General features: G+C 67.2%; 28 protein-coding genes and 1 tRNA gene. 10 read left to right on the top strand and 19 right to left on the bottom strand.

All coding sequences use genetic code 11. The features are described from left to right. Both ROZ00_14480 and ROZ00_14475 read right to left on the bottom strand, forming a co-directional pair. Positions 1–1,482, bottom strand: a complete 1,482-nt coding sequence (locus tag ROZ00_14480; GenBank protein MDT3737431.1) for an AAA family ATPase — start codon at positions 1,480–1,482, stop codon at positions 1–3. Positions 1,483–1,489: 7 nt separating this feature from the next. After that, positions 1,490–2,314: an undecaprenyl-diphosphate phosphatase gene (locus tag ROZ00_14475; GenBank protein MDT3737430.1), complete on the bottom strand. Its 825-nt coding sequence runs from the start codon at positions 2,312–2,314 to the stop codon at positions 1,490–1,492. A gap of 54 nt (positions 2,315–2,368) precedes the next feature. On the opposite strand from ROZ00_14475, the gene ROZ00_14470 reads away from it, so the two are divergent. Continuing rightward, on the top strand, positions 2,369–3,106 hold the full coding sequence (locus ROZ00_14470; GenBank protein ID MDT3737429.1) for an NAD-dependent deacylase: 738 nt from the start codon (positions 2,369–2,371) through the stop codon (positions 3,104–3,106). Here ROZ00_14470 and ROZ00_14465 read toward each other — a convergent pair. Further along, the gene (locus ROZ00_14465) at positions 3,096–5,312 is read right to left on the bottom strand and encodes an AsmA family protein (GenBank protein ID MDT3737428.1); all 2,217 of its coding nucleotides are present in this window, start codon (positions 5,310–5,312) and stop codon (positions 3,096–3,098) included. The genes ROZ00_14470 and ROZ00_14465 overlap by 11 nt on opposite strands. 128 nt (positions 5,313–5,440) lie before the next feature. Between ROZ00_14465 and mscL the strand changes: the two genes are divergently transcribed. Together mscL and ROZ00_14455 are read left to right on the top strand one after the other, a co-directional pair. Further along, on the top strand, positions 5,441–5,890 hold the full coding sequence (gene mscL, locus ROZ00_14460) for a large conductance mechanosensitive channel protein MscL (protein ID MDT3737427.1): 450 nt from the start codon (positions 5,441–5,443) through the stop codon (positions 5,888–5,890). Positions 5,891–5,952: 62 nt separating this feature from the next. Further along, entirely contained in the window at positions 5,953–6,207 is a 255-nt protein-coding gene (locus ROZ00_14455) for a hypothetical protein (GenBank protein MDT3737426.1), read from the top strand. Positions 6,208–6,221: 14 nt separating this feature from the next. On the opposite strand, the gene ROZ00_14450 is transcribed toward ROZ00_14455, so the two are convergent. After that, positions 6,222–6,298, bottom strand: a tRNA-Arg gene (locus ROZ00_14450). 89 nt (positions 6,299–6,387) lie between these two features. Between ROZ00_14450 and ROZ00_14445 the strand changes: the two genes are divergently transcribed. Next, on the top strand, positions 6,388–7,215 hold the full coding sequence (locus tag ROZ00_14445) for a c-type cytochrome (protein MDT3737425.1): 828 nt from the start codon (positions 6,388–6,390) through the stop codon (positions 7,213–7,215). Between the two features lie 47 nt (positions 7,216–7,262). Here the strand turns inward: ROZ00_14445 and ROZ00_14440 are convergent, their stop codons facing one another. Beyond that, on the bottom strand, positions 7,263–9,248 hold the full coding sequence (locus ROZ00_14440) for a UvrD-helicase domain-containing protein (protein MDT3737424.1): 1,986 nt from the start codon (positions 9,246–9,248) through the stop codon (positions 7,263–7,265). Between the two features lie 35 nt (positions 9,249–9,283). After that, on the bottom strand, positions 9,284–9,973 hold the full coding sequence (locus ROZ00_14435) for a DUF4197 domain-containing protein (GenBank protein MDT3737423.1): 690 nt from the start codon (positions 9,971–9,973) through the stop codon (positions 9,284–9,286). Between the two features lie 56 nt (positions 9,974–10,029). Between ROZ00_14435 and ROZ00_14430 the strand changes: the two genes are divergently transcribed. Further along, on the top strand, positions 10,030–10,557 hold the full coding sequence (locus ROZ00_14430) for a DinB family protein (GenBank protein MDT3737422.1): 528 nt from the start codon (positions 10,030–10,032) through the stop codon (positions 10,555–10,557). 3 nt (positions 10,558–10,560) lie between these two features. Here ROZ00_14430 and ROZ00_14425 read toward each other — a convergent pair whose 3' ends face one another. From ROZ00_14425 to ROZ00_14370, 12 genes are read right to left on the bottom strand one after another with little or no spacing between them, the layout of a single operon-like run. Continuing rightward, positions 10,561–11,037: a TlpA disulfide reductase family protein gene (locus ROZ00_14425; GenBank protein ID MDT3737421.1), complete on the bottom strand. Its 477-nt coding sequence runs from the start codon at positions 11,035–11,037 to the stop codon at positions 10,561–10,563. Between the two features lie 9 nt (positions 11,038–11,046). Then, positions 11,047–11,994: a lipoyl synthase gene (gene lipA, locus ROZ00_14420; GenBank protein MDT3737420.1), complete on the bottom strand. Its 948-nt coding sequence runs from the start codon at positions 11,992–11,994 to the stop codon at positions 11,047–11,049. Beyond that, positions 11,991–12,602 carry a lipoyl(octanoyl) transferase LipB gene (gene lipB / locus ROZ00_14415; GenBank protein MDT3737419.1) on the bottom strand — a complete coding sequence of 204 codons (612 nt, stop codon included), beginning with the start codon at positions 12,600–12,602 and terminating at the stop codon, positions 11,991–11,993. Before lipB ends, lipA begins: the two co-directional genes overlap by 4 nt. Beyond that, the gene (locus ROZ00_14410) at positions 12,599–12,862 is read right to left on the bottom strand and encodes a DUF493 domain-containing protein (protein MDT3737418.1); all 264 of its coding nucleotides are present in this window, start codon (positions 12,860–12,862) and stop codon (positions 12,599–12,601) included. The genes lipB and ROZ00_14410 overlap by 4 nt, the downstream gene beginning before the upstream one ends. Further along, positions 12,855–13,727 (bottom strand): D-amino acid aminotransferase, encoded by an 873-nt coding sequence (locus tag ROZ00_14405; GenBank protein MDT3737417.1) that lies wholly within the window; start codon positions 13,725–13,727, stop codon positions 12,855–12,857. The genes ROZ00_14410 and ROZ00_14405 overlap by 8 nt, the downstream gene beginning before the upstream one ends. Next, a complete protein-coding gene (locus ROZ00_14400) occupies positions 13,724–14,848 on the bottom strand; it encodes a D-alanyl-D-alanine carboxypeptidase family protein (GenBank protein MDT3737416.1) in 1,125 nt (374 codons plus the stop codon). Before ROZ00_14400 ends, ROZ00_14405 begins: the two co-directional genes overlap by 4 nt. A 38-nt stretch (positions 14,849–14,886) precedes the next feature. Beyond that, positions 14,887–15,831, bottom strand: a complete 945-nt coding sequence (locus ROZ00_14395) for a septal ring lytic transglycosylase RlpA family protein (GenBank protein ID MDT3737415.1) — start codon at positions 15,829–15,831, stop codon at positions 14,887–14,889. Positions 15,832–15,841: 10 nt separating this feature from the next. Further along, complete coding sequence (gene rodA, locus ROZ00_14390) at positions 15,842–16,945, bottom strand: rod shape-determining protein RodA (protein ID MDT3737414.1); 1,104 nt, start codon at positions 16,943–16,945, stop codon at positions 15,842–15,844. Beyond that, entirely contained in the window at positions 16,938–18,827 is a 1,890-nt protein-coding gene (mrdA, locus tag ROZ00_14385; GenBank protein MDT3737413.1) for a penicillin-binding protein 2, read from the bottom strand. Before mrdA ends, rodA begins: the two co-directional genes overlap by 8 nt. A gap of 19 nt (positions 18,828–18,846) precedes the next feature. Continuing rightward, a complete protein-coding gene (mreD, locus tag ROZ00_14380) occupies positions 18,847–19,374 on the bottom strand; it encodes a rod shape-determining protein MreD (protein ID MDT3737412.1) in 528 nt (175 codons plus the stop codon). Then, positions 19,374–20,288: a rod shape-determining protein MreC gene (gene mreC / locus ROZ00_14375; GenBank protein MDT3737411.1), complete on the bottom strand. Its 915-nt coding sequence runs from the start codon at positions 20,286–20,288 to the stop codon at positions 19,374–19,376. The genes mreD and mreC overlap by 1 nt, the downstream gene beginning before the upstream one ends. Positions 20,289–20,343: 55 nt before the next feature. Beyond that, on the bottom strand, positions 20,344–21,387 hold the full coding sequence (locus ROZ00_14370) for a rod shape-determining protein (protein MDT3737410.1): 1,044 nt from the start codon (positions 21,385–21,387) through the stop codon (positions 20,344–20,346). Between the two features lie 78 nt (positions 21,388–21,465). Between ROZ00_14370 and gatC the strand changes: the two genes are divergently transcribed. From gatC to gatB, 5 genes are read left to right on the top strand one after another with little or no spacing between them, the layout of a single operon-like run. Then, positions 21,466–21,753: an Asp-tRNA(Asn)/Glu-tRNA(Gln) amidotransferase subunit GatC gene (gatC, locus tag ROZ00_14365; GenBank protein MDT3737409.1), complete on the top strand. Its 288-nt coding sequence runs from the start codon at positions 21,466–21,468 to the stop codon at positions 21,751–21,753. Between the two features lie 28 nt (positions 21,754–21,781). Beyond that, positions 21,782–23,233: an Asp-tRNA(Asn)/Glu-tRNA(Gln) amidotransferase subunit GatA gene (gene gatA / locus ROZ00_14360; protein MDT3737408.1), complete on the top strand. Its 1,452-nt coding sequence runs from the start codon at positions 21,782–21,784 to the stop codon at positions 23,231–23,233. A 9-nt stretch (positions 23,234–23,242) separates the two neighbouring features. After that, the gene (locus ROZ00_14355; GenBank protein ID MDT3737407.1) at positions 23,243–23,743 is read left to right on the top strand and encodes a hypothetical protein; all 501 of its coding nucleotides are present in this window, start codon (positions 23,243–23,245) and stop codon (positions 23,741–23,743) included. Between the two features lie 15 nt (positions 23,744–23,758). Then, positions 23,759–24,184 (top strand): hypothetical protein, encoded by a 426-nt coding sequence (locus tag ROZ00_14350; protein MDT3737406.1) that lies wholly within the window; start codon positions 23,759–23,761, stop codon positions 24,182–24,184. A gap of 17 nt (positions 24,185–24,201) precedes the next feature. Continuing rightward, positions 24,202–25,662: an Asp-tRNA(Asn)/Glu-tRNA(Gln) amidotransferase subunit GatB gene (gatB, locus tag ROZ00_14345; GenBank protein ID MDT3737405.1), complete on the top strand. Its 1,461-nt coding sequence runs from the start codon at positions 24,202–24,204 to the stop codon at positions 25,660–25,662. Here gatB and ROZ00_14340 read toward each other — a convergent pair. Then, positions 25,651–26,304: a lysoplasmalogenase gene (locus tag ROZ00_14340; GenBank protein MDT3737404.1), complete on the bottom strand. Its 654-nt coding sequence runs from the start codon at positions 26,302–26,304 to the stop codon at positions 25,651–25,653. The genes gatB and ROZ00_14340 overlap by 12 nt on opposite strands. Positions 26,305–26,312: the final 8 nt, after the last annotated feature.

The raw sequence follows: 26,312 nt of genomic DNA, 5'->3' as shown, positions 1-26,312 counted from the left end.
TCAGTTCGCCGGAACGGTACGGTCGGCCGCCCAGTCGCGCAAGGCGGCCACCCGCTCGGCCATCACGACCGAGAGCGGGCGCGTGCGGCCGACTTCCGCCAGCAGCAGCGCCTGGTCGAGCGGTTGCTTCCGTGCATGCGCCTCGTACAGGGCGGAAACGACGGCCTGCTCGATCTCTGCGCCGGAAAATCCCTCCGCCGCCCCGGCCAGCGCGTCGAGGTCGAACCCTTCCGCCTGCAATTCGCGCCGCGCCAGGTGGATGGCGAAGATCTCGGCGCGCGTCGGCCCATCCGGCAGGTCGACGAAGAAGATCTCGTCGAGCCGGCCCTTGCGGATCAGCTCCGGCGGCAGCTGCTCGATGTCGTTGGCGGTGGCGACGATGAAGACGCGGCCCTTGCGCTCCGACAGCCAGGTGAGCAAGGTGCCGAGGATGCGGCGCGAGACGCCGCCGTCGGTGCCGCCCGACGCATCGCTCGCCAGGCCCTTCTCGATCTCGTCGATCCACAGCACGCAGGGCGCCATGGCCTCGGCCGAGGCCAGCGCCTCGCGCAGGTTGCGCTCCGTCTCGCCGAAGAACTTGTTGTAGAGCGTGGCGAAATCCAGCCGCAGCAGCGGCACGCCCCAGGCACCGGCCACCGCCTTGGCGGCGAGGCTCTTGCCGCTGCCCTGCACGCCGAGCAGCATGATGCCCTTCGGTGTCTGCAGGCCGGCGGCACCCTCACCGACGAACACTTCACGCCGCAATTCCAGCCAGTGCTTGAGCTTCCTCACGCCGCCGACCTGGCCGAAGCTGGCAGTGTCGAGCTCCAGGCTCAGCACGCTGCCGGCGCCAAGGGCGTCGTACTTGAAGCGCAGCACGCGTTCGACATCCTTGCGGGTGATCAGCCCGTCGTCGCGGACGGCCTGGCGCGCCAGCCGGCGCGCGTCGTCGAGGGCCATGCCGGTGAGGTGGCGCGCCAGCAGGTGCAGCGCCTCCTTCTCGCCGCGCACCGGCTCGCCGCCGCCCTGGCTCGCCCACAGCTGCATCTCCTCGCGCAGCAGCGCCTGGATCGCCGCCAGGTCCGGCACGGAAAGCGCGAAGCGTGCGCTCATGCGCGCCAGCTCGGAATCCAGCTCGATGCGCGGGCTGACCAGCACCAAAGTGCGCGCCGCCCTGCCGTGCTCCATGGCGATCTCGCGGATCAGCCGTGCATTGACCGGATCGTCGAGGTAAGGATGGGCGTCGAGCAGGACATAGAGGCCGTTCTGCGGCGTCTTGTCGATGTGGCGCAGAGCATCCTGGAACGCGTAGGTCTGCGTGATCGGCTGGTTGTTGTTGCTGCGCCGCAGGCCGTCGGCGATGCTCCAGACGAACAGCGCCCAGCCCTCCAGGTTGGCCGCCTGCTCGAGCAGGGCCAGCACGCGCGGCTCCTCGTGCGTCTCGATGACCACGAGCGGAAAGCGCGATTGCAGGATCAGCGTCAGGTCGTGCAAATCGTTCATGGCCCGCTCAGGGATTCGTCCAGTCCACCGCGCCCGTGTATGCCGTGCCGAGCACGACCAGGCCGAAGGCGATGCGGTACCAGGCGAAGACCGTGAAATCGTGCGTGCTGATGTAGCGCAGCAGCCAGCGCACGCAGAGGAAGGCCGAGACGAAGGCGGAAACGAAGCCCACCGCCCACATGCCGAGGTCGTCGGCATTCAGCAGCGCCCGCTCCTTCCAAAGCTGATAGGCGGTGGCGGCGAACAGCGTCGGGATGGCGAGGAAGAAGGAGAACTCGGCCGCCGCCTTGCGCGAGAGGCCGAAGAACAGGCCGCCGATGATGGTGGCGCCCGAGCGCGAGGTGCCGGGGATCAGGGCGAAGGCCTGCGCGAAGCCGAGCTTGAGGGCATCCTGCCAGCGCAGCTCATCCACCGACTCGAAGCGGACGACATGCCGGCGCCGCTCCGCCCAGAGGATGAACACGCCGCCGAGGATGAAAGCCAGGGCGACGGGGATGGGCTGGAACAGGTGCGCCTTGATCGCCTTGCCGAAGATGAGGCCGAGGATCGCCAGGGGCAGGAAGGCGATGGCGAGATTGGCGACGAAGCGCTGCGCGCCGCGGTCGCTGCCGAGGCCGCGGGCCACGCTGCCGATCCTGGCGCGGTATTCCCAGCAGACAGCGAGGATGGCGCCGGTCTGCACGACGATGTGGAAAAGCTTGCCGCGCTCGTCGTTGAAGTCGAGCAGGTCGCCGGCGAGGATCAGGTGGCCGGTCGAGGAGACCGGCAGAAACTCGGTGAAGCCCTCGACCGCGCCGAGGATGAGGGCGTGCAGCAGAACGATCCAGTCCATAGGCCGGCGATGGTAGCATGAGCCTGTCGCGTCCCAGCAGGAAGGGTCAAGGACATGAGCATCGATATACCGCGGGAACTCATCGAGAAGCTGGCGCAGACCCGTCGCGTGGCGGTGCTCACCGGCGCCGGCATCTCGGCCGAGTCGGGCATCCCGACCTTTCGCGATGCCCTGACCGGCCTGTGGGCCAACTACGATCCGCAGGAGCTGGCCACGCCGGAGGGTTTTGCGCGCAATCCGAAGCTGGTGTGGGAATGGTATGCCGAGCGGCGGGCCCGCATCGCCGGCGTGCAGCCGAATCCCGGTCACGCCGCACTGGCGGCGCTCGAGAAACGCTATGAGCATTTCACGCTGGTGACGCAGAACATCGACAGCCTGCACCAGCGCGCCGGCTCGCGCGATGTGGTGGAACTGCACGGCAACATCGCACGGGTGAAATGTTCGCGCGAGGAAACCATTGTCCGCGAATTCCCGGACAACGAATCGCCGCCGCGCTGCCCCTGCGGTGCATGGTTGCGGCCCGACGTGGTGTGGTTCGGCGAAATGCTGCCGGCCGACGCGCTGGCGCGGGCCGAGGAGGCGGCCGAGCACTGCGAGGTGTTTCTCAGCATCGGCACCTCGGCCCAGGTCTATCCCGCCGCCGAACTGCCGCTGCGCGCCCTCTCGGCCGGCGCCACCGTGGTGGAAATCAATCCGGAACGGACTTCACTGACGCGCCACGCACACTTCGCCCTGCAGGGTGCTGCGGGGGCCGTGCTGCCGCAGCTGCTGGAGCGGCTGGCTAGCGCTTGAACAGCCCCTTGAGGACATCCTTGGATTTTTCCTGCACCTTTTCCTTGACCTTCTCCTCGACCTTGGCCTTGGCCGCTTCCGCCACCAGGCCGCCGAACTCGATGTTGTAGGCGAGCTTGTCGAAGGGGCCGCTCACCCGCACCGGCACGGTGAGCCCCTTCAGGTGGTCAAGCTCCTTGCCGCCCTGTCCGCCCGAGGTGTTCACCACGCTGGCCTTGGCCAGGTAATCCATGCGGTCCTCGCCGATGTTGATGTCGCCCGCCCCGCCCAGGCGGATGAAGGGCGACTTCATGCTGAGGTCGTCGTTGCGCGCCACGCCGTTGGCGATGCGGAAGGTGGCGGACAGCTCGGAGAAATCGGTCTTCTCGGTCTGCTTCGCCTGCTGCACGGCATCCTTTCGCATCGTGAAGACGGCCTTGGTCTCGCGGAAGGTCTTCGCCAAGTTGATGCCCTTGATGGCACCATCCTTCAGGTTCATGCTCGCCGCGCCATTGAGGCCCTTCTTCATGGCCGCCACGGTGGTGCCGGCGGTCGCGACGTCCAGCGCAACGTTGCCGCGCCCCTCCAGCACGTCCTTGTCGAGGGCATCCTTCATGAGCGGGTTGATGTTGACGTTGGCCAGGTTCTGCTTCAGCGCTACGTGGTTGTTGTTGGCGTTGACCGACAGCGCGCCCGCCAGGCTGCCGTCGTAGAGGTTGGCCGTCAGCGGCGCGACGTCGAGCTTGCCGTTGGCGGCCTTGATCTCCAGGCGCACGTTGCTGGCCTTCACGTTCGACACCTGCAGCTGGCCGATCTTCACCGTGCCGCTGGCGTTGAGCCCCTTGATGGCGGAGAAGTCGAGCGGCTTTTCCGCCGCCGGCTTGCCCGCTGCATTGCCTTCGGCTGCGGCGGGTTTCGGCGGCAGGTACTTGTCGACGTTGAGCCGGTCGATGTCGAGGTCGAAGCCCAGCGCCAGCGGGCTGAAGCGCGAGACGTTCACCTTGGCGGCGATTTTGCTTTCGTCGAACTGGGTGTTGGCGTGCACGGCCGCGGTCTGGCCGTCGATGTCGGCGCGCAGGCCGCCGGTGAGCGGCAGGCGGACAGCTTTCATCGGCATCTGCGGATTCGCCACGTTCAGTTCGCCGTTGAAGGCCGGCAGTTCCACCGTCTGTTTCTCCAGGTTCGCCGCCAGGGCCGAAGCGAGGTTGCCCTTGATCATGGTCTCGCCCTGGCGGGCATCCAGTTCGAGCGTCAGCTTGCCGGCCTGCAGGGACTGACTTTTGCCCTCGACGCCGGACAGGGCGATCTTCGCGTCGACGGCGCGCTGGGCACCTTCCAGCTTGATCGTGGCGCTCACGGCGGCCCCGCTCGCCTTGTCCGCCGCCAGTGCCAGCTTCGGCGCCTCCAGCTTCGCCTCGAAGGCATCGCCCGCTGCCTTGCCCTTTGCCGTCAGCAGGAGCTGTTCCAGCGCAATTTCGTTCGCGCCGCTCAGCTGCAGGGCGGCGGCCGCCAGCGTCAAATCCAGCGACTTCATGTCCGCAACGTCGCCCGTCAGGCGCACGTCCAGCTTCGCGCCGCCGTAGCTCTTCTTGTCGAGGTCGTAGCGGTATTCGCCGCCGGCCTTCAGCGCCGCTGCCATATGGGGCCTGGCTCCCACCAGCGTCGCCGACAGCTCGAACTTGTCGCTGGCGGCGTTCGCCAGGCGGCCGGTCGTCAGGTTGAGGCCGGACAGCGTCAGCTCCTGGCCGGCCTTCTCGTCTCGCCAGACCAGCTCGCCGTTGGCGAACTTCACGCCGGCGACGTCGAAGCGGGCCGGCGGCTCCTTCTCGTCCTTCGCAAGAAGGTCGTCGATGTTCATGCGGCCATCCTTGAAGCGCACCAGCCGGGCCTTGACGCCGTCGAGCTCGACGGTGTCCACCACCACCTGTTTCGACAGCAACGGCATCAGCTGCAGGGAAATGAGGGCATTGCTCACGGAGGCAAATACCTGCTCGCTCTTGTGCTCGGAGAGCGTCGCCTTGCCCAGCTGCACGCCTATCGAGGGAAACAGGGAGAGGGACAGATCGCCCTCGATCTTCAGGCTGCGGTTCTTCTTCTCCTGCACCAGCTGGGAGATCTCGCCCTTCCACTTGTTGGCATCGAAGGTGGCGACGAGGAACGCGGCCGCAGCCGCCAGCAGCACGACGAGCCCCCCCAAGACAAACGCGATGATTTTGACGGCTTTCATGAGTCCCCCTCAGGCAGTGCGGATATCGCAATTCCAGATTAGCAGAGAACTATTGCCGACGCATATTGCGCCGCGGTGCAAATCCGGCAACACTTATGCCGCAACGGTCCAACAGGAAAGGAATGCACATGAGCATCGTCAGCGAATTCAAGGAGTTCGCCATGAAGGGCAATGTCGTCGACCTGGCGGTCGGCGTCATCATCGGCGGCGCCTTCGGCAAGATCGTCGACTCCCTCGTCAAGGACATCGTGATGCCCATGGTCGGGCGGCTCCTCGGCGGCGTGGACTTCAAGCATCTCTACGTCAACCTCGGCAGCAAGACCTTCGAGACCCTGGAGGCGGCCGAGAAGGCCGGTGCGCCTATCGTCAAATACGGCGCCTTCATCAACACGGTGGTCGACTTCATCATCATCGCCTTCGCCATCTTCATGGCGATCAAGGTGATGAACCGGCTCAAGCGCGCCGAAGCGGCGGCGCCGGCGCCGGCCGAACCGACGACGCGGGAATGCCCGCATTGCCTGTCGACCATTCCGCTCAAGGCCACGCGCTGCGCGCACTGCACCGCACAGCTGCAGTAAAGCCTATCGTAACTTGTGTTCACTTTTGAGCTACAATCTCCCCTCCGAAAGGGGAGGGCGAGATGGAGCAGGAGGAACTCGAAGCCAGATTGCGGGATTCGCCCTATCTGCGGCAATCCCTGGCGGAACTCTTCCGATCGATCGAGCAAACCGTGTCGCTCATCGCGGCCGCCGCAGCCCGGCAACTGGATGCGGCGAAATTCGAGGCGGATCTGCTCAGCCTGCAAAGCCAGGCGGCATCCGAGTCGCCGAACCCGACCCGGGACCACATTCTCAACGAAGTGCGGCAACTCCTTCGGGTTTCCAGGCGGATCTGAAAAGGCGGGAAAACTGGCGCGCCCGAGACGATTCGAACGTCCGACCCCTGCCTTCGGAGGGCAGTACTCTATCCAGCTGAGCTACGGGCGCGAGGCTGCACAGGATAGCGGTTTTCCCCTTCAGCGTCCATTCCGAACCGTTATAATTCCCGCTTTAACAGCGAGTTGAGGAAATCCGACATGGCCGAACAGAATGAGCAGTGCGGCGGGCTTTGCGCCTCGCCGGCCCTGATCGCCGTTGCCCTGGTTGCGGCCCTGGCTCTCCCGATCGGCGGTTACTTCGTCGCCAAACTGATCGGCGGCAAGCCCGCCGCCGATCTCGGCGAGGAAGCGGCGATGCGGCGCATCCAGCCGATGGCGCAGGTTTCCCTTGCCGGCAGCGCAGGCGGCGCCAAGGCCGCACGGAGCAGCGAAGAAATCTACAAGGCCACATGCGCGGCCTGCCACGATGCCGGCGTTGCCGGCGCGCCGAAGACCGGCGACAAGGCCGCCTGGGCGGCGCGGATCGGCGTCGGCCTGGAGAAGCTGGCCGCCTCCGGCATCAAGGGCAAGGGCGCCATGCCGCCGAAGGGCGGCGCGGATGTTTCCGATGCCGACTTCACCCGCGTCGTCGCCTGGCTGGCGAACAAATCCGGCGCCGGCTTCAAGGAACCGGCTGCGCCGAAGGCTGAAGCAGCGGCAGCGCCGGCGGCGCCCGCTCCGGCCGCGACGTCCGCACCGGCCCCGGCCGCTGCGGCTCCTGCTCCTGCGCCCGCCGCTCCTGCCGCCGGCAACGGCAAGAAGACCTATGACATGGCTTGCGTGGCCTGTCATGCTGCCGGCGTGGCCGGCGCACCGAAGTTCGGCGACAAGGCGGCCTGGGCGCCGCGCCTGGCCACCGGCCTCGATGCCCTCACGACCAGCGCCCTCAAGGGCAAGGGCGCCATGCCGCCGAAGGGCGGCAATGCCTCGATTCCGGATGCGGACATCCGCGCCGCGGTGGAGTACATGGCGGCCGCGGCGAAGTAAGCGCGGCCCTTTTTGCGCAAGAAGGGGCGGAGTGATCCGCCCCTTTTTTATTTGGCACCGGCCAGCAGGGCGCGCATCTGCGCCAGGCGGGCAGCGCCGGAGGCGCGGTCGGCCGGCTCGGCGGCCTTGCCGCCGGTCAGCTTCAGGTCGTCGCCCATTTCGGCGATGAAGCGCGAGGGCTCGCACTCGCGCCAGTCCTTGCCGGTCTTGCGCCGCTCGCAATGCGAGATCGTCAGGCTGCGCTCGGCGCGCGTGATGCCGACGTACATCAGGCGCCGTTCCTCCTCCACCGTGCCGGCGTCGATCGACTCGCGGTGCGGCAGGATGCCCTCCTCGACGCCGACCAGGAAGACGTGCTTGAACTCCAGCCCCTTGGCGGCGTGCAGGGTGGCGAGTTGCACCTGGTCGCCGCCGTCCTCGGCCTTGTCCAGCATGGAGATCAGGGCCACGGTCTGCGTCAGCTCGAGCAGGGTCTTGCCTTCCTCATCGCCCTTCCTCGACAGCCAGTCCACGAAGTCGCGCACGTTGGCCCACTTGGTCTCGGCCTCGCGCGGGTCGCAGCTGTCGAACAGCCAGGCCTCGTAGGCGATGGCGCGCAGGAAGTCCTCCAGCACCTGGCGCGCCGGCTCGCGCTGGGCGCGCCATTCCAGCTTGTTCACCAGGTTGCCGAATTCGCGCACCGCTTCGAGCTGGCGCGGATTCAGGTAGCCGGCCGCCGCGTCGTCGAAGGCGGCGGCGAAGAGCGAGGCGTGGCGCACGCCGGCGAGCCGCCCCAGCCCCTCCAGCGTGGTGGCGCCGATGCCGCGGCGCGGCGTGGTGGCGGCACGGATGAAGGCGGGATCGTCGTCGCTGTTGGCGACCAGCCGCAGCCAGGCGACGAGGTCCTTGATTTCGGCCTTGTCGAAGAAGGACTGGCCGCCGGAAATGGCGTAGGGGATCTTCTGGTTGCGCAGCTGCTGTTCGAAGACGCGCGCCTGGTGGTTGCCGCGATAGAGGATGGCGTAGTCGCCCCACTTGCCGCGGTGCTCGAAGCGGTGCGCCATCAGCTTCATGACGACCTGCTCGGCCTCCTGCTCGTTGTCGCGGGCGACACTGACCTGGATGGCGTCGCCGTGGCCGTGCTCCGACCACAGGCGCTTGTCGAACAGCTTCTCGTTGTTGCCGATCAGCGCGTTGGCCGCCTTCAGGATGCGCGTCGTCGAACGGTAGTTCTGCTCGAGCTTGATGACCTTCAGCTGCGGAAAGTCGCTCTGCAGGATGCGCAGGTTCTCGACGTCGGCGCCGCGCCAGGCGTAGATGGCCTGATCGTCGTCGCCCACGGCGGTGAAGGCGGCGCGTGCGCCGGCGAGCAGGCGCATCAGGCGGTACTGGCTGCGGTTGGTGTCCTGGTACTCGTCGACCAGCAGGTACTGCAGCCTGCCCTGCCAGCGCAGCAGCACGTCGGCCTCCGACTCGAACAGCCGCACCGGCAGGCGGATGAGGTCGTCGAAGTCGACGGCCTGGTAGGCGCGCAGGGCCTGCTCGTAGTCGCCGTAGAGCCGCGCCGCGGCGAGCCCCAGTTCGTCCTCGGCCAGCGACAGCGCCTCGCCCGGCTCGACCAGCGCGTTCTTCCAGCCGGAGATGCGCCACTGCAGGGCCTTCAGCCGCGCCTTGTCGGCCTCCTTCGCCAGCTCGGCGATCACCGCGCCGCTGTCGGCGGCGTCGAAAATCGAGAAGCGCGGCTTGAGCGCGAGGACCTTCGCCTCCTGGCGCAGGATGCGCGCACCGAGGGCGTGGAAGGTGGACACGTTGAGCGAGTCGAGCGGCTGGCCGGGCAGCAGCCGCTTCACCCGCTCGCGCATTTCCTTCGCTGCCTTGTTGGTGAAGGTGATGGCGGCGATGTGCTCGGCCCTGAAGCCGCGCTGTTCGACGAGATGGGCGATCTTCTGCGTGATGACGCGCGTCTTGCCGGAACCGGCGCCGGCCAGCACCAGCAGCGGACCGTCGAGATACTTCACCGCATCGCGCTGCGGCGCATTGAGTGTCGAAACCATCGGTAAAGTCAGTCCCGCCAGGACGGCGGGGACATTTATCTGAGTGCGCCAAACACCTTCTGCAACAGACTGCTGGCCTGGCCGAGCGGGTTCTTGCGGATCGCCCGCTCCTCCTCGCCGATCATGAGGAACAGGCCGTCGAGGGCCTTCTCCGTGACGTAGGCCTCTAGGCTGGCGTCCTTCTTGTCGATCAGGCCGAGCTTGGCGCCCTGCTTGGCGTAGCGGTTGTACTTCTTCGCCAGCTCGACCCGTTCCGTCGCCTGCCTGACGATGGGCAGGAACTTCTCGGTCAGCGGCGCGGAGGTGGTGCGCTTGAAGTATTGCGTGACCGAGTCGTCGCCGCCGGTGAGGATGCCCTTGGCGTCCTGCAGGGTCATCTGCTTGACGGCATTCAAGAGCAGCTCCTTCGCTTCCGGCACGGCGGCCTCGGCGGCGCGGTTCATGGTGACGATCAGCTCGTCGGCGTATTTGCCCATGCCGAGCTTGCGCATCATCTTCTCTGCCTTCTGCAGGTTCTCCGGCAGGGGAATCTTCACCTTCGGGTTGCCGAGGAAGCCATCCGGCCGGCCGAGGCTGGCCACTGCCGCGTTCGCCCCCTGGGTCAGCGCCTGGCGCAGCGCGCCGCTGCTCTCCTCCGCGCTGACGGCATCCAGTCCGGCAGCCCGCGCGGGCGACAAGGTGACAAGCAGAAACAAAGCGATGAAAATGCGCAAGGGATTGGCCATGACGGAACTCCTGTCTTGATGCCGGCATTCTCGCACGAAAGCAAACGGGGGACACGATGGGCGCGCTGAGCTGGAAGCAGTATTTCATCTACCAGGCCGACTACCAGCACTGGGCCAACGAGGTCCTGTTCGAGTGCCTGGACCGGCTCGACCCGAAGGCCTTGTCCGAACCCCAGGGCCTGTTCTTCTCTACCATCCACCAGACCGTCGACCACATCCTGGTGGTGGAGGAGTTGTGGCGGCTGCGGCTGCAGGGGGAAAGTCCCATCGTCGACTTCAGGACGCTCCACCATCCGGACTGGCGCGAGCTGAAGAATGCCCTGCGCCAGGAGCTGCGCGACCTGCAGCACTGGCTGGAGACCCGCCCCGACAGCTTCTTCGAATCCGAGATCGGCTACCGCAGCAGCGAAGGCAAGGAACGGCGCAACTGGGTGCGCGACGTGCTCACGCACATGATGGGCCACATGGTGCACCACCGCGGCCAGGTCTCCGCCGCCGCCACGCGCCTGGGCGCGCCGGCGCCGGAAATGGACTACATCTACTACAAGCGGGCGGTCGACGCCGCGCTCGCCCAGAAGCGCTAGCGCCTACAGCAGTGGCAGTAATTGCGCCTCGAGCTTGTCTTTGCCGATCCCGCCGATGCGCGAGAAGCGCAGCACGCCTTTCCGGTCGATCAGGTAGAGCGCCGGAATCGCCTTGACCGGCCCGAAAACCTGGGCGTGGGCGGGCCCGCGCATGGCGACCGGGAAGGCGTAATCGTGGTCCTTCCAGAATTCCTCCACAGTGAAGGCGTCGGCATCGATGGACAGGGCCAGGATCTCGAAGCCCTTGCCGCGATGCTTTTCGTAAAGCGACTGCAGTTCCGGCAGCTCCTTGCGGCAGGTCGGACACCAGGTCGCCCAGAACACCACCAGCACCGCCTTGTCCTTCAGCGCCTGCGCGGCGAGGGGCTTGCCGTCGAGCAGCCGGGTTTCGAAGGGCGGCACCGCCTGCCCGATCCTGACCTGGGCCTGGGCGGCGGCAGCGAAGCACAGGGCGGCGACGAGCAGCATTTTCTTCAGCATGGTTACTCCTCAGGAGACGCCGGCAAGATGCGCCTGCATGTCGGCATGGTAGCTCGAGCGCACCATCGGCCCGCAGGCGGCGTGCGCAAAGCCCAGCGCCCGCGCCTCGCGCTCGAACATCGCGAAGACGTCCGGATGCACGTAGCGCAGCACCGGCAGGTGGTGGCCGGAGGGCGCCAGGTACTGGCCGATGGTGAGCATGTCGACGTCGTGGACGCGCAGGTCGCGCATGACGGCGAGGATCTCCTCGTCGGTCTCGCCGATGCCGACCATCAGGCCCGACTTGGTGGGAATGTGCGGGTTGCGCGTCCTGAAGGCCTTGAGCAGGGCCAGCGAGTGCGCGTAGTCGGCGCCCGGCCGCGCCTGCCTGTAGAGCCGCGGCACCGTCTCGAGGTTGTGGTTGAAGACATCCGGCGGCGTGGCGGTGAGGATGTCGATGGCGATGTCCATGCGGCCGCGGAAGTCGGGCACGAGGATCTCGATGCGCGTCGCCGGCGCGGCTTCGCGCACGGCGCGGATGCAGTCGGCGAAGTGCTGCGCGCCGCCGTCGCGCAGGTCGTCGCGGTCGACGCTGGTGACGACCACGTATTTCAGTTTCATCGCCGCCACCGTCTGCGCCAGGTGCGCCGGCTCGTTCGGATCGGGCGGCAGCGGCTTGCCGTGGCCGACGTCGCAGAACGGGCAGCGCCGCGTGCACAGGTCGCCGAGGATCATGAAGGTGGCGGTGCCCTTGCCGAAGCATTCGCCGATGTTAGGGCAGGAGGCTTCCTCGCACACCGTGTGCAGGGCGGCCTCGCGCAGGATGCGCTTCACCTCGCCGAAACGGGCGTGGCCGTTGCCGGCCTTGACGCGGATCCAGTCGGGCTTCTTCAGCGGCACGGCGGCCGGCACCACCTTGATCGGGATGCGGGCGGTCTTGGCCTCGCCCTTCTGCTTGTGCGGTTTGTCGCTGCTCACTTTTCGATCTGTCGTTTCAGTTGTTCCAGCAGGGCCTCGCCGGCGGCCTCCCAGCCGACGGCCACGCCGAGGTCGCGCAGTTGCGTCACCTTCAGCCCCGGATAGCCGCAGGGATTGATCGCCGAAAACGGCGCAAGTTCCATGTCCACGTTGAGCGCCACGCCATGGTAGCAGCAGCCGTTCTTCACGCGCAGGCCCAGCGCGGCGATCTTGGCGCCGCCGACATACACGCCCGGCGCGCCGGCCACCCGCTCGCCGCGGATGCCGTAGCCGGCCAGCAGGTCGATCACCGCCTGTTCGATGCGCGAGACCAGCTCGCGCACCTTGAGGCCGCGCCGCGAGAGGTCGACCAGGAGATAGACAACCGCCTGCCCGGGGCCGTGGTAGGTGATCTGGCCGCCGCGGTCGATCTTCACGACGGGGATGCCGGCGTCGCGCAGCAGGTGCTCGGGCTTGCCGCCCTGGCCCTGGGTGAACACCGGCGGATGCGAGGTGAGCCAGAGTTCGTCCGGCGTGCCGGCATGCCTGCCGGCGGTGAAGCGCTGCATGGCGCGCCAGGTGGGGGAAAAGTCAGTCTCCCCGAGACGGCGCTGGGCAATCCCGCTCACAGCACGACCTTCACCAGCGGGTGGCCCGACAGCTCCTGGTAGAGCGTGTCGAGTTGCTCGCGCGAAACGGCGCGGATGGTGCACGTCAGGCTCATGTAGTTGCCCTTCGCGCTCGGCCGCATTTCCATGGCGGCGGCGTCGAAGTCGGGCGCGTGGCGCAGCACCACTTCCAGCACGGCCTGGGCGAAGCCGTCCTGGCGCTGGCCCATGACCTTGATCGGGAAGTCGCAGGGAAACTGCAGGAGCGATTCTTCACTCACCGGCGCGCATCACCGTCTGCTTGAAGTCCTGATACCAGCCATACATCCGCCTGAAGACCGGGCCGGGCCGGCCCGCATTTTCGTCCCGTCCGACGGGCTGGCCGTCGAGCCGGACAATCGGCAGCACCTCCTTGGTCGAGGAGGTCATCCACAGCTCGTCGGCGGCGCGGGCCTCCGCTTCGAGCACGTCGCGCACCGCGCAGGCCAGGCCATGCCTGGCCGCCAGTTCCAGCACGACGTCGTAGGTGATGCCGGGCAGCATGAGATGGGTCTTCGGCGGCGCCAGCAGCACGCCGTCCTTCACGGCGAAAATGTTCGAGGCGGCGCCCTCGGTCATGCAGCCGTCGCGGAACAGGATCGTCTCGGCGCAGCCGGCATCGACCGCCCGCTGGCGCAACAGGCAGTTGGCCAGCAGCGAGGTCGTCTTCAGGTCGCAGCGCAGCCAGCGCACGTCCGTCGCCGACACCGCGGCGATGCCCGTCTCGCGCTGGGACGGCGGCGGCGTCACCAGCGGTTCGGACATGATGTACACCGTCGGCGCCACCCGCGCCGGGAAGGCGTGGTTGCGCTTCGTGTCCGCGCCGCGCGTGATCTGCAGGTAGACCGACTGGTCCTCGCCGTCGTTGCGCGCGACGATCTCGCCGATCAGCCGCGCCCACTCCGCGTCGTCGTGGGGATTCGCCAGGCGGATGCCGTCGAGGGTATGCCGCAGCCGCGCGAGGTGCTCGGGCAGGCGGAAGGGCCGGCGCGAATAGACGGGGATCAGCTCGTAGGCGCCGTCGCCGAAGAGGAAGCCGCGGTCCATCGCCGACACCTTCGCCTCGGCAATCGGCATGAACTCGCCGTTGAGGTAAACGGTCGTCATTCGAACCACAGGCGCATGGTGTCCCACGCCCGGCCGAGCATGCCGGCCACGGGCACGGTCTCCAGGGCCACGACCGGATACTCGCCGTAGGGCTTGTCGTCGAGGGTGAGCTTGAGGGTGGCGATGCGCTGGCCTTTCTGCACCGGCGCCAGCAGCGGCTGGTTGCTGGTCAGGCTGGCCCTGACCTTCTCCGCCATGCCCTTGGGCAGGGACAGTGTGAAATCCTCGAGGAAGCCGGCCTTGACCGCATTCTGCGCGCCCTTCCACACCTTGAGCTGGGACACCGCCTGGTCTTTCGCGTACAGCCTCACCGAGTCGAAGAACTGGAAGCCGAAGTTGAGCAGCTTCTGCGACTCCTGCATGCGAAGGGTGTCCGAGGCCGTGCCCATCACCACCGACAGCAGGCGGCGCGGCCCGCGCCTGGCCGAGGCGATCAGGCAGTAGCCGGCGCTCTCGGTGTGGCCGGTCTTGACGCCATCGACGGCCGGGTCGGACCAGAGCAGGCGGTTGCGGTTGGCCTGGCTGATGCGGTTGTAGGTGTATTCGCGCAGCGCATAGAGCGGATAGTGTTCGGGATGATCGCGGATCAGCGCCGCCGCCAGCGCGCCGAGATCGCGCGCGGTCGAATAGTGCTGCGGATCGGGCAGGCCGGTGGAATTGACGAAACGCGTGGCCTTCAGGCCCAGCCGCTGCGCCTCGCGGTTCATCGTCTGCACGAAGGCCTCCTCCGAGCCGGCCACCGCCTCCGCCAGGGCGATGCAGGCGTCGTTGCCAGATTGCACGATCATGCCGCGCAACAGCTCGTCGACCGTGACCGGGCGCCGCGGCTCGATGAACATGCGCGAGCCCTGCGCCTTCCAGGCGCGCTCCGACACCGGCACTGCCTGATCGGGCTTGATGCGGCCCTCCTTGAGGGCGGACAGCACCACATAGGCTGTCATCAGCTTGGTCAGCGAGGCCGGCTCGACCCGCTCGTCCGGGTTGTAGGAGGCCAGCGCCTGGCCGGTGGAATAGTCCATCAGCAGCCAGGATTTCGCCGCGATCGTCGGCGCCTGCGGCAGGATCTGCGCCTGGAGTGCCGCAGAAAGGAATAGGGAAAGGAACAGGGCGAGTGCTCTCATCGCGGAACGCAAAACGGGGGAAAGCGGGAATTATACCGTCAGCGCTGAACGACGAAGGGCCTGAAGGCCAGTGTCTCTCGGATGCGTTCGGCGACGCGACCGGCTTCCTGCGCATCGCGGTAGGGGCCGAGGTGCAGGCGGTACATGCCGTCCTTGGGGTGGACGTGGATGGTTTCGCTCAACCAGGTCAGCTGCCTGAGGAGCCGGGCCCGAAAGCTTTCGGCATTGTCGAGATTGCCGAACGCGCCGAGCTGGAGGAAGGTGCCGCGCAGTTCCTCGACGGAAGGCAGCGGCGGCGTGTCGGCGGACACGTCCGCCGGCTCCGGCCTCGCCGCTGCCAGCAGCGTATCCGCAGCGGGCGCTTCCTTCGGGGCCTCTTCCGGCAGCACGCTCTCCACTTCCACCATGGCGCTGCCGCTGGCGATGTAGCCGAGCTTCCAGGCCGCGGCATAGGAAAGGTCGATCACGCGCTCGTGCAGGAAGGGGCCGCGGTCGTTCACCCGCACCACCACCGATTTGCCGCTGGCGAGATTCGTCACGCGGGCGTAGCTCGGGATCGGCAGCGTCGGGTGCGCCGCCGTCATGGCGAACATGTCGTAAACCTCCCCGCTGGAGGTCTTCTGGCCGTGGAACTTGCGCCCATACCAGCTGCCGATGCCGCGTACCTTGTAAGGCTTCAGCTCCTGGGCGGGCACATAGTCCCTGCCCAGCACGGTATACGGCCGGTTGGCGAATCGGTGCAGCGGCTCGGGCCGCGGCTGGGCATCGGGGATGGCATCGAGGTTCTCCGGCAGGCTGTCGGCCGGACCGTCGTCCTGGTAGTAGCCGCCGCCGCGCTTGAGCACGACCTGCGGCTTCTGAGGGGCCGGCTTCGCCGCCGGCGCACCGGATTCGTCCCGCGCGACGGTGCGCGGCGGTTGGCTGCCGCAGGCGGCGAGAAGGATTGCAACCCCGGCGAGGACCAGCCACTCCTTACCCCTCACGTCTCTTTCCTCACTTTTGGACAAGCATGCGGTGCTTGTGTATGGACATCAGTATGCCGACGCCGAGGAACAGCGTCACCAGCGCCGTGCCGCCATAACTGAAGAAGGGCAGCGGCACGCCCACCACCGGCAGGATGCCGCTGACCATGCCCATGTTCACGAAAGCATAGGTAAAGAAGATCAGCGTGATGCTGCCGGCCAGCAGTCGCGAGAACAGCGTCGGCGCGTTCGCCGCGATCATCAGGCCGCGCCCGATGATGAGTGCGTAGAGCGCCAGCAGGAAGGTGTTGCCGAGCAGGCCGAACTCCTCGGAGAGCACGGCGAAGATGAAGTCGGTGTGCCGCTCCGGGATGAATTCGAGGTGCGTCTGCGTGCCGTTTCCCCAGCCCTTGCCGAGGATGCCGCCGGAGCCTACGGCGATGGTCGACTGGATGATGTGGAAGCCCTTGCCGAGCGGATCGGCCTCGGGATTGAGCAGGGTCAGCACCCGCTGCCGCTGGTAGTCGTGCAACAGGGTCCAGACGAAGGGCAGGCTGGCCAGTCCGCCGAAGAACAGCAGCGCCAGGACTTTCCAGGAAAGGCCGGCGAGGAAGATGACGAAGAAGCCCGCCGACAGCACGAGGATCGAGGTGCCGAGGTCGGGCTGCCTGGCGATGAGCGCAACCGGCAGCAGCAGGATGAGGGCGGCAACAACCCAGTCGCGCGCGCGCAGCATCGCCTCGTGCTTCTGGAAATACCAGGCCAGCATGAGCGGCATGGCGATCTTCATGATCTCCGACGGCTGGATGCGCATGAAGCCGAGGTTGAGCCAGCGCCGCGCACCTTTGGAGACATCGCCAAACAGCGCCACGGCGACCAGCAGCAGGACGCCGCCCAGATACAGGGGCAGCGCCAGATACATCAGGCGCTGCGGCGGGATCTGTGCGGCCACGCGCATCACCACCAGCGCCACGGCAAGATTGATGAACTGGTTGTTCATCCGTTCCGGCGAGGCGCTCACCAGCACGAGCAAGGCATAGCCGAGCAGCAGCGCCAGCAGCGCCAGCAGGACCGGATCGATGGGGGCAACGAGACGCTGCCACCATTCGCGCGGCCGGAATGCGAACTCAGTCATCTTCGACGATCTCCCCGTATTCCGGCGCCGCTTCCCTGGGCAACTTGCCGAGCAGGTAGTAGTCGAGCACCTGGCGCGCGATCGGCGCCGCCGTCTGCGCGCCGAAGCCGCCATTCTCCACCAGCACCGCCAGGGCGATCGTCGGCTTGTCGGCCGGCGCAAAGGCGATGAACAGCGCATGGTCGCGCAGCCGCTCGTGCACCTTGCTCGCTTCGTACTTGCCGCCTTTCAGGCTGTACACCTGGGCCGTGCCGGTCTTGCCGCCGGCGACGTACTCCGCCCCGGCGAAGGCGCGCGCGCCGGTGCCCTCCGTGTTCACGCCGACCATCGCCCGCTTGATCACCTCGATGTTGGCCGGCTTGAACGGCAGCGTGCGCAGGGGCTGCGGCTCGATCAGGGTGCGCTCGCCCGTGGCCAGGTTTTCGACGTACTTCACCAGGTGGGGCCGGTAGAGGACCCCGCCGCTGGCAAGCGCCGCCGTCGCCTGGGCCAGCTGGATCGGCGTGTACGCGTTGTAGCCCTGGCCGATGCCGATGGAGATGGTTTCGCCGGCATACCATTTTTGCTGCTCCGGCTTCCTGAAGCGCTCCTTCTTCCAGGCCTGCGAGGGCAGCACCCCCCTCGACTCGCCCTCGATGTCGATGCCGGTGGGACTGCCGAAGCCGAGCTGGCGCATGAAGTTCGCGATGGCATCGATGCCCATGTCGTTGGCAAGCACGTAGTAGTAGGTGTCGCAGGAGTGCACGATGGATTTGTACATGTCCACGATGCCATGGCCGCCCTTCTTGTCGTCGCGGAAGGTATGTCCGCCGAAGGTAAAGAAGCCCGGGTCGGCAATGCTCTGCTGCGGCGTGCGCTTGCCCGTCTCCAGCGCCGCCAGCGCCATGAAGGGCTTGAAGGTCGAGCCCGGCGGATAGGCGCCGTTGAGGGCCCGGTTCACCATCGGCTTGTCCTCCGAGGTGTTCAGCGCCTCCCAGTCCAGCAGATTGATGCCGTCCACGAACAGGTTGGGGTCGTAGCCCGGCATCGACACCAGCGCCAGGATGCCGCCCGTCGAGGGCTCGATGGCCACCAGCGCGCCGCGCCGCTTGCCGAAGGCTTTCTCCACCACCTGCTGCAGCTTCGCATCGAGGGTCAGCACCAGATTGCTGCCCGGGACCGGCGGAGTGCGCTCCAGCACGCGCACGGCACGGCCGCCGGCATCGACCTCGACCTGCTCGAAACCGGTCTGGCCGTGCAGTTCGAACTCGTATTTCTGTTCCAGGCCGGTCTTGCCGAAGTGCTCGGTGCCGCGGTAGTTGTCCTCGGCCTCGTTCTTCTCGATCGACGCCAGATCGCGGTCGTTTACCCGGCCGATGTATCCCAGGGCATGCGAGGCCAGATCGCCGTTGGGATACTGGCGGAACAGGCGGGCCTTGACGTCCACCCCCGGAAAACGGAAGCGTTGCGCGACGAAACGTGCCACCTCCTCGTCGGTCAGGCGGGTGCGGATCGGCAACGACTCGAAATTCCGGCTTTCCTCGAGCAGCTTGCGGAAGCGCTTGCGGTCCTTCGGCTGGATGTCGACGATGTCGGCCAGTTCGTCGATGACGGCCTCCAGGTCGGCCACCTTGCTCGGCATGATCTCCAGGGTGTAGGCGGAATAATTGCGCGCCAGAACGGTGCCGTTGCGATCGACGATGAGGCCGCGGTTCGGCACGATGGGCACCAAGGCGATGCGGTTGTCCTCGGCGCGCGTCCGGTAGTGCTCGTGCTGGATGACCTGCAGCCAGAAGAAGCGCACAAAAAGCAGGAAGAAGGCCAGCAGCACGAGTCCGCCCGCCACCGCCAGGCGTCGCTGAAAGCGCTCGAGCTCCTGTTCAGGGTTCTTGAATTCCGCCAGCCGCATGGTTAGGCGAATCTCATATCGGGCGGTTCTCGTCCTTCTCGATCGGCTGGTACTGCGGCAGCAGCAGGACAAAGGTCAGCGGAAACCAGAGCAGGGCGCCGGTGAAGCTGCCAAGAAAATAGCCCCAGCCGGGAAAGTCCGCTCCGCCGACCAGTCGCGCGACGACCATCACGCCTTGGGTCGCCAGCAGAAGCGGCAGGATGTGCAGCGCCTGCTGGACAAGCGGAAACCAGAGGATGCGTCGCGACAGGCCGCCGGCGGCGAACGTGAGCAGCAGGTAGGCCAAGGGGTGCTGGCCCATCACGCTGCCGGAGGCGACATCCATCAGCAGGCCGGCGAAGAACGCCGTGCCCATGCCGAGGCGCAAGGGCTCGCGCACGCTCCAGAAGGCCAGCACCAGCGCCACCCAATCGGGCACGCCGATGGCGTCGCCGAGCGGGACGAGGTTGAGGAACAGCGCGGCAGCCAGCGAAAACAGGATGAACCACTGCTTGACAGGCAGCAGGATGCGTCGCGAGCTGTGAGTCGGTTGAATGGCCATCAGTCCTTCTTGCGTCCCTTCTTTCCCTTGGAGGGCCTTTCGCGGGTTTCGGTTTCCTCGACCTGCGGCGGCAGCGCCTCGCGCAGGCCGAGGACCAGCACCTGGCCGTGCTTTTCGACGCCGGCCACCGGCTCGCACAGGATGCGGGCAAAGGAATAGGCGGCATCGCGGTCCACACGCACCACCCTGGCGACCGGCAGGCCCGGCTGATAGATGCCGTCGAGACCGGAAGTGACCAGCACGTCTCCAGGCTGCACGTCGGCATTCGCGGCAAGAAAGCGCAACTCGAGCTGGCCGCCGGAAGCGCCGAACAGCACCGTGCGCAAGCCGTTGCGCACGATCCTCACCGGGACTGCCTGATTCTTGTCGGTCACCAGCGTCACCTCGCTTTGCAGCGGGTAGGTGCGCGTCACCTGGCCGAGCACGCCCGCCTCGTCGACCACCGCCTGGCCGGCGACAATGCCATGCTGGCTGCCCTTGTCGACGATGATACGGCGGGAAAACGGATCGCGCGCCGCGTAGAGAATCTCCGCCAGGGTGCCGGATACCGGCTGCCTGGCCTTCATGTCGAGCAGCTCGCGCAGGCGCTGGTTTTCCAGTTCCAGATGCTGCTGCCGCAGCAGCCAGTTGGCGGACTCCAGCTCCTTGCGCTTGAGCTGGGCGTTCTCCCGCTGCACCGCCGCCAGGCTGGAAAAATAATCGCTGAACTGCCCGTAGAGATCGACGGGGGTATAGGCGGCGCGCTGCAGGGGGTAGAGCGCCACGGCCACGCCCTGGCGGGCCATCTCCAGATATCGATACTTGAGGTCGAGCACCAGCAGGGCGAGCGAGAGGGTGACGAAGAAGACCAGCCGCGCCAGCGGCGCAGGACCGCGCTTGAAGAAGGGGGGCGGCTGGTGACCGACGACCGACATCGGCGGCTAGGAACGACAATGCGGCGGCAGGCCGGGAGCCCCGTGCCGCACGCCCTTACTCATTCGCGAAGATGCTCCCGAGCGTATCCACCTTCTCGAGGGCGATGCCGGAGCCGCGCACCACGCAGGTCAGCGGATCGTCCGCCACGATGACCGGCAGGCCGGTCTCTTCCATGAGCAGGCGGTCGAGGTCGCGCAGCAGCGCGCCGCCGCCGGTGAGCACCATCCCCTTGTCGGCGATGTCGGCACCCAGCTCGGGCGGCGTCTGCTCGAGCGCCTGCTTGACGGCGCCGACGATGGCGTTGAGCGGTTCGGTGAGCGCCTCGAGAATTTCGTTGCTGGAAATCGTGAAGCTGCGCGGGATGCCCTCGGCCAGGTTGCGTCCCTTGACCTCCATCTCCTTCACTTCCGAGCCGGGGAAGGCCGAGCCGATTTCCTTCTTGATCGCTTCGGCGGTCGTCTCGCCGATCAGCATGCCGTAGTTGCGGCGGATGTAGTTGATGATGGCCTCGTCGAACTTGTCGCCGCCGACGCGCACCGAGCCGGCGTACACCATACCGCCGAGCGAGATGACGCCCACCTCGGTGGTGCCGCCGCCGATATCCACCACCATCGAGCCGGTGGCATCCGACACCGGCAGTCCGGCGCCGATGGCGGCAGCCATGGGTTCCTCGATCAGATAGACCTGGGAAGCGCCGGCGCCGAGGGCCGATTCGCGGATGGCGCGGCGCTCGACCTGGGTCGAGCCGCAGGGCACGCAGATGATGATGCGCGGGCTGGGCGAGAACAGGCGCGAGTCGTGAACCTTCTTGATGAACTGCTTGAGCATCTGCTCGGTGACCGTGAAGTCGGCGATGACGCCGTCCTTCATGGGCCGGATGGCCGTGATGCTGCCGGGCGTCTTGCCCAGCATCTGCTTGGCGGAATGGCCGACCGCCATGATCGTCTTCTTGGCGTTGGGTCCGCCTTCGGTGCGGATGGCGACCACGGAAGGCTCGTTCAGCACGATGCCCTTGCTGCGCACGTAGATCAGCGTATTGGCGGTGCCGAGGTCGATCGCCAGATCGTTGGAAAAATAGGAGCGGAGAAAACCAAACATCACTTTGTCCCTGCGGGATGCGGAAAATCAATGCCCTATGATACTCTATTGCGCTTCGCAATTTTAGTCCCCCGCACCATGTCCCTCAGCCTCGACCAGGTTCAGCGCATCGCCGACCTTGCCCGCATCGAACTCGCCCCCGGCGAAGCCGAGCAGACCCGCGACCAGCTCAACGGCATCTTCGCGCTCATCGAGGAAATGCAGGCGGTGAACACCGCCGGCGTGGCGCCGATGGCCCATGCCCAGGACGTCGCCCAGCGCCTGCGCGACGATCGTGCGGTCGAAACCGACCGCCACGCCGATTTCCAGAAGATCGCCCCGGAAGTCGAAGCCGGGCTGTATCTGGTGCCCAAAGTCATAGAGTGAACGGGATCCTCCCCCGCCATCCGCCACGATGATCAACGCCAGCCTGAAAGAACTCTCCGCCGCCCTGGCGGCCAAGCAGCTCTCCAGTGTCGAGCTGGCCGGCCAGTTCCTGGACCGCATCGAGCGGCTCAACCCGCTCCTGAACGCCTTCATCACGGTCGACCGTGAAAGGAGCCTGGCCATGGCCCGCGAGGCCGACGCGCGCATCGCCGCCGGCCAGGCCGGCCCGCTCACCGGCATCCCGGTCGCGCACAAGGACATCTTCTGCACCGAGGGCTGGCTCACCACCTGCGGCTCGAAAATGCTGTCGAATTTCGTCAGTCCCTACGACGCCACGGTGATCGAGCGCTTCAGGGCCGCCGGCACGGTGACGCTCGGCAAGACCAACATGGACGAGTTCGCCATGGGTTCCTCCAACGAGACCTCCTTCTACGGCCCGGTCAAGAACCCCTGGGACGCGGCCGTCGTGCCGGGCGGCTCCTCGGGCGGCTCGGCCGCCGCCGTCGCCGCGCGCCTGGCACCCGCCGCCACCGGCACCGACACCGGCGGCTCGATCCGCCAGCCGGCCGCCCTGTGCGGCCTGACCGGCCTCAAGCCGACCTACGGCGTCGTCTCGCGCTGGGGCATGATCGCCTTCGCCTCCTCGCTCGACCAGGGCGGCCCGATGGCAAAGAGCGCCGAGGATTGCGCCCTGCTGCTCAACGCCATGGCCGGCTTCGACGCGCGCGATTCCACCAGCCTGGAGCGGCCCGCCGAGGACTACGCACGGGACCTCGCCAAGCCGCTCGCCGGCCTGAGGATCGGCCTGCCGAAGGAATTCTTCGCCGAGGGCCTGTCGGCCGACGTGGCGCAGGCGGTCGAGGCGGCCATCGCCGAGTACCGCAAGCTCGGCGCCGTCACGGTGGATGTCTCGCTGCCGAACATGAAACTGTCGGTGCCGGCCTACTATGTCATCGCCCCGGCCGAGGCCTCCAGCAACCTGTCGCGCTTCGACGGCGTGCGCTACGGCTGGCGCGCGCCGCAGTACGGCGACCTCACGGACATGTACTGCAAGAGCCGCGCCCAGGGCTTCGGCGCCGAGGTGAAGCGGCGCATCCTGATCGGCGCCTACGTGCTGTCGCACGGCTACTACGACGCTTATTACCTGCAGGCGCAGCGCATCCGCCGCCTCATCGCGGCTGACTTTGCCGAGGCCTTCAAGTCCTGCGACCTGATCATGGGCCCGACCAGCCCCTCGGTGGCCTTCGGCCTCGGCGCCAAGGCCGGCGACCCGGTGCAGATGTACCTCTCCGACATCTACACCATCGCCGTCAACCTCGCCGGCCTGCCGGGCATGTCGATCCCCTGCGGCTTCGGCGCCGGCAGCCTGCCGGTCGGCCTGCAGATCATCGGCGACTATTTCGGCGAGGCGCGCATGCTCAACGCGGCGCACCAGTACCAGCTCGCCACCGACTGGCACCGCCGCGCCCCGGCGCTTTGAGGTCCCGCCATGATGAATAGAAGGCTCGTTCCGCTGCTGCCCGCCCTGCTCCTCGCCGCCTGCGCCGCGCCCGAAAAGGCGCCGCCGGCGGCGGAAGCCCCCCAACCCGCCCCGGTCGCCAAGGCCCCGGCGGCGGCGAAGCCGGCCAGGCCGGGGCCGATCCCGGTACGCCCGCTCAACGTCAAGACCGAATGCAGCTTCCGCGACGAGACCGGCTACAACGGCGCGCTCAAGCTGGACGTGGCGGAGGCGAAGGTGCAGGCCTTCGAGGCAAGGGTGAACATCCCGAAGCGCGGCGCCTGCCGCTTCAACCTGAAGGATTTCCGGCAGACGAAGGAGCTGCCCGCCATCGAGCTCAGCCAGGCCCGGGGCCGCTGCATCGTGCGCGTCTGGGAACAGGGCGAGCGCGTCACGGTCGCCTTCCAGCAGTGCGAGAAAATGTGCTCGGGCAATTCCTACAGCTATCTCTGGCCGATCCTCAACGACCGGGGCAAGGGTTCCTGCGCCTGAGCCGGCCGAACGACCATGCTGCGCAAACTCCTGCTCCTCGCAATCGCGGCCTTCCTCGGTGCCTGCGCCATTCCCGAGCGGGTGACGCCGATCCCGGTGCGCCCGCTCACCGTCAAGACGGACTGCAGCTTCCGCGACGAGACCGGCACCAGCGGCATGCTCAAGCTGGACGTCGCCGCGGCACGGGTGCGCGCCTTCGAGGCGAAAGTGAATTACCCGCAGCACGGCATCTGCCACTTCGTTCTCAAGGATTTCCGCCAGACGAAGGAGATGCCCGCGATCGAACTCACCCAAACCGGCGGGAGCTGCATCGTGCGCATGTGGGAGCAGGGCACGCGCGTCACGGTCGCCTTCCAGCAATGCGAGCGGATGTGCTCGGGCAGCGCCTGGGACCAGCTCCTGCCGCTCATCTACGACCGGCGCGACGGCACCTGCGCCTGATCTGACACGGGATTCTTATGGGCATCGCCAACTGGGAAATCGTCATCGGGCTGGAAACCCACGCCCAGCTCAACACCGCCTCGAAGATATTTTCCGGCGCGTCGACCGCCTTCGGCGCGGCGCCCAACACCCAGGCCTGCGCGGTGGACATCGCCCTGCCCGGCGTGCTGCCGGTACTCAACCGTGGCGCGGTGGAGCGCGCCATCCGCTTCGGCCTGGCGGTGGGCGGGAAAGTCGCGCCGCGCTCGATCTTCGCGCGCAAGAATTACTTCTACCCCGACCTGCCCAAGGGCTACCAGATCAGCCAGTACGAGCTGCCGGTGGTCTCCGGCGGCGGCCTGACGATAAGAGTCAGTGCCGGCGGCACGGCGAGCGAGAAGTTCGTCCGCCTCACGCGCGCCCACCTCGAGGAGGACGCCGGCAAGTCGCTGCATGAGGACTTCCACGGCAAGTCCGGCATCGACCTCAACCGCGCCGGCACGCCGCTGCTGGAGATCGTCTCCGAGCCGGACATGCGCAGCGCCGAGGAGGCCGTCGCCTACGCCAAGGCCCTGCACGCCCTGGTGCGCTGGATCGACATCTGCGACGGCAACATGCAGGAAGGCTCCTTCCGCTGCGACGCCAACGTCTCGGTGCGGCCGAAGGGCTCCGACGTGCTGGGCACGCGGCGCGAGATCAAAAACCTCAACTCCTTCCGCTTCCTGCAAGCCGCCATCGAGTACGAGGCGCGCTGGCAGGTCGAGACGCTGGAGGACGGCGGCCGCATCCATCAGGCCACCGTGCTGTTCGACCCGGCCACCGGCGAGACGCGCGCCATGCGCTCGAAGGAGGAGGCGCACGACTACCGCTACTTCCCCGACCCCGACCTGCTGCCGCTGGAGATTTCCGCCGCCTGGATCGAAACGGTGAAGGCCGCCATGCCGGAGCTGCCGGAAGCCATGAAGTCGCGCTTCGAGCACGACTACGGACTCTCCGCCTACGATGCCGCCGCCCTGACGGCCGCGCGCGAAACCGCCGCCTATTTCGAGCAGGCCGTGGCCGCGGCCGGTGCAGCGAACGCCAAGCTCTGCGCCAACTGGGTGATGGGCGAGCTGGCTGCCCGCCTGAACCGCGAGGAGAAGGACATCGCCGCCGCACCGGTCGGCTCGGCGCAGCTCGCCGGCCTGGTGGCGCGCGTCGCCGATGGCACGCTGTCGAGCAAAATGGCCAAGGAGGTCTTCGACGCCCTGTGGAACGGCGAAGGCGAGAGCGCCGATGCGCTCATCGAAGCGAAAGGGCTCAAGCAGATCTCCGACACCGGCGCCCTGGAGAAGATCATCGACGAGGTGCTGGCCGCCAACCCGAAGTCGGTGGAGGAGTTCCGCGCCGGCAAGGAGAAGGCCTTCAACGCCCTCGTCGGCCAGGCCATGAAGGCCACGAAAGGCAGGGCCAATCCGCAACAGGTCAACGACCTGCTGCGCAAAAAACTAGCCGGCTGAGATCGATAGCGCGATGAGCAGTTGCGCCGCCCAATAGGTCGACAGCGTCGCCGCGCGTGCGGCGCGGAAATGCCAGCGGAAGCGGTCGATCGCCAGCACGGCGTCCGACACGACGAAGAGCCCCGCACCGATCGCCGCCGCCAGCGCCACGACACTTCCTGATGCGTACCAGCGCCCCGTCGCCTGCCCGGCCATGGTGGCGATCACGGCCACGTAGACGACCACCGGCGCGCGCAGCGCCGGCTTCAGTCCCGGCCAGACCAGCGCCAGCACCACGCCTCCCGCCGCGAAGTAAGGCAGCCAGAGCAGCGGCGTTGCGGCAAACGGCACCCCGATGCCGAACGCCCAGACGTAGCACAGGTGGGCGACAAGGAAGCTCGCCAGGCCGGCGACGAAGCGGTCGCGGGGCAGCATGAGGAAAACGTCGCCGGCCGTCGAGAACAGCAGGCCGGCGGCGATGGCCCATTGGTAATCGGCCCGCGCCGGCGTGAGCGCAAGCGCCAGTGCCAGGATCAGCAGCGTGGCGAGCGGCTTGAAGGCATAGACCTGCCAGCGCCGGGCGTCGTCGAGATAGTGGGCGCGGATCGCCAGCGCCGCAACCAGGGCGGCGGATGCGGCCAGCGCAAGCTGAAGCGTCGTCATTCCGCCCG

Source organism: Denitratisoma sp., assembly GCA_032027165.1.
GTDB lineage: Bacteria > Pseudomonadota > Gammaproteobacteria > Burkholderiales > Rhodocyclaceae > Desulfobacillus.
The sequence above is the reverse complement of the archived record's forward strand: the minus strand, read 5'-3'. Positions and strand labels throughout refer to the sequence as shown.

Excerpts from the sequence above, each read along its gene's own strand:
- ROZ00_14480 (MDT3737431.1), bottom strand. The coding sequence starts at position 1,482 with ATGAACGATTTGCACGACCTGACGCTGATCCTGCAATCGCGCTTTCCG.
- ROZ00_14475 (MDT3737430.1), bottom strand. The coding sequence starts at position 2,314 with ATGGACTGGATCGTTCTGCTGCACGCCCTCATCCTCGGCGCGGTCGAG.
- ROZ00_14470 (MDT3737429.1), top strand. The coding sequence starts at position 2,369 with ATGAGCATCGATATACCGCGGGAACTCATCGAGAAGCTGGCGCAGACC.
- ROZ00_14465 (MDT3737428.1), bottom strand. The coding sequence starts at position 5,312 with ATGAAAGCCGTCAAAATCATCGCGTTTGTCTTGGGGGGGCTCGTCGTG.
- mscL (MDT3737427.1), top strand. The coding sequence starts at position 5,441 with ATGAGCATCGTCAGCGAATTCAAGGAGTTCGCCATGAAGGGCAATGTC.
- ROZ00_14455 (MDT3737426.1), top strand. The coding sequence starts at position 5,953 with ATGGAGCAGGAGGAACTCGAAGCCAGATTGCGGGATTCGCCCTATCTG.
- ROZ00_14445 (MDT3737425.1), top strand. The coding sequence starts at position 6,388 with ATGGCCGAACAGAATGAGCAGTGCGGCGGGCTTTGCGCCTCGCCGGCC.
- ROZ00_14440 (MDT3737424.1), bottom strand. The coding sequence starts at position 9,248 with ATGGTTTCGACACTCAATGCGCCGCAGCGCGATGCGGTGAAGTATCTC.
- ROZ00_14435 (MDT3737423.1), bottom strand. The coding sequence starts at position 9,973 with ATGGCCAATCCCTTGCGCATTTTCATCGCTTTGTTTCTGCTTGTCACC.
- ROZ00_14430 (MDT3737422.1), top strand. The coding sequence starts at position 10,030 with ATGGGCGCGCTGAGCTGGAAGCAGTATTTCATCTACCAGGCCGACTAC.
- ROZ00_14425 (MDT3737421.1), bottom strand. The coding sequence starts at position 11,037 with ATGCTGAAGAAAATGCTGCTCGTCGCCGCCCTGTGCTTCGCTGCCGCC.
- ROZ00_14405 (MDT3737417.1), bottom strand. The coding sequence starts at position 13,727 with ATGACGACCGTTTACCTCAACGGCGAGTTCATGCCGATTGCCGAGGCG.
- ROZ00_14400 (MDT3737416.1), bottom strand. The coding sequence starts at position 14,848 with ATGAGAGCACTCGCCCTGTTCCTTTCCCTATTCCTTTCTGCGGCACTC.
- rodA (MDT3737414.1), bottom strand. The coding sequence starts at position 16,945 with ATGACTGAGTTCGCATTCCGGCCGCGCGAATGGTGGCAGCGTCTCGTT.
- mreD (MDT3737412.1), bottom strand. The coding sequence starts at position 19,374 with ATGGCCATTCAACCGACTCACAGCTCGCGACGCATCCTGCTGCCTGTC.
- mreC (MDT3737411.1), bottom strand. The coding sequence starts at position 20,288 with ATGTCGGTCGTCGGTCACCAGCCGCCCCCCTTCTTCAAGCGCGGTCCT.
- ROZ00_14370 (MDT3737410.1), bottom strand. The coding sequence starts at position 21,387 with ATGTTTGGTTTTCTCCGCTCCTATTTTTCCAACGATCTGGCGATCGAC.
- gatC (MDT3737409.1), top strand. The coding sequence starts at position 21,466 with ATGTCCCTCAGCCTCGACCAGGTTCAGCGCATCGCCGACCTTGCCCGC.
- gatA (MDT3737408.1), top strand. The coding sequence starts at position 21,782 with ATGATCAACGCCAGCCTGAAAGAACTCTCCGCCGCCCTGGCGGCCAAG.
- ROZ00_14355 (MDT3737407.1), top strand. The coding sequence starts at position 23,243 with ATGATGAATAGAAGGCTCGTTCCGCTGCTGCCCGCCCTGCTCCTCGCC.
- ROZ00_14350 (MDT3737406.1), top strand. The coding sequence starts at position 23,759 with ATGCTGCGCAAACTCCTGCTCCTCGCAATCGCGGCCTTCCTCGGTGCC.
- gatB (MDT3737405.1), top strand. The coding sequence starts at position 24,202 with ATGGGCATCGCCAACTGGGAAATCGTCATCGGGCTGGAAACCCACGCC.
- ROZ00_14340 (MDT3737404.1), bottom strand. The coding sequence starts at position 26,304 with ATGACGACGCTTCAGCTTGCGCTGGCCGCATCCGCCGCCCTGGTTGCG.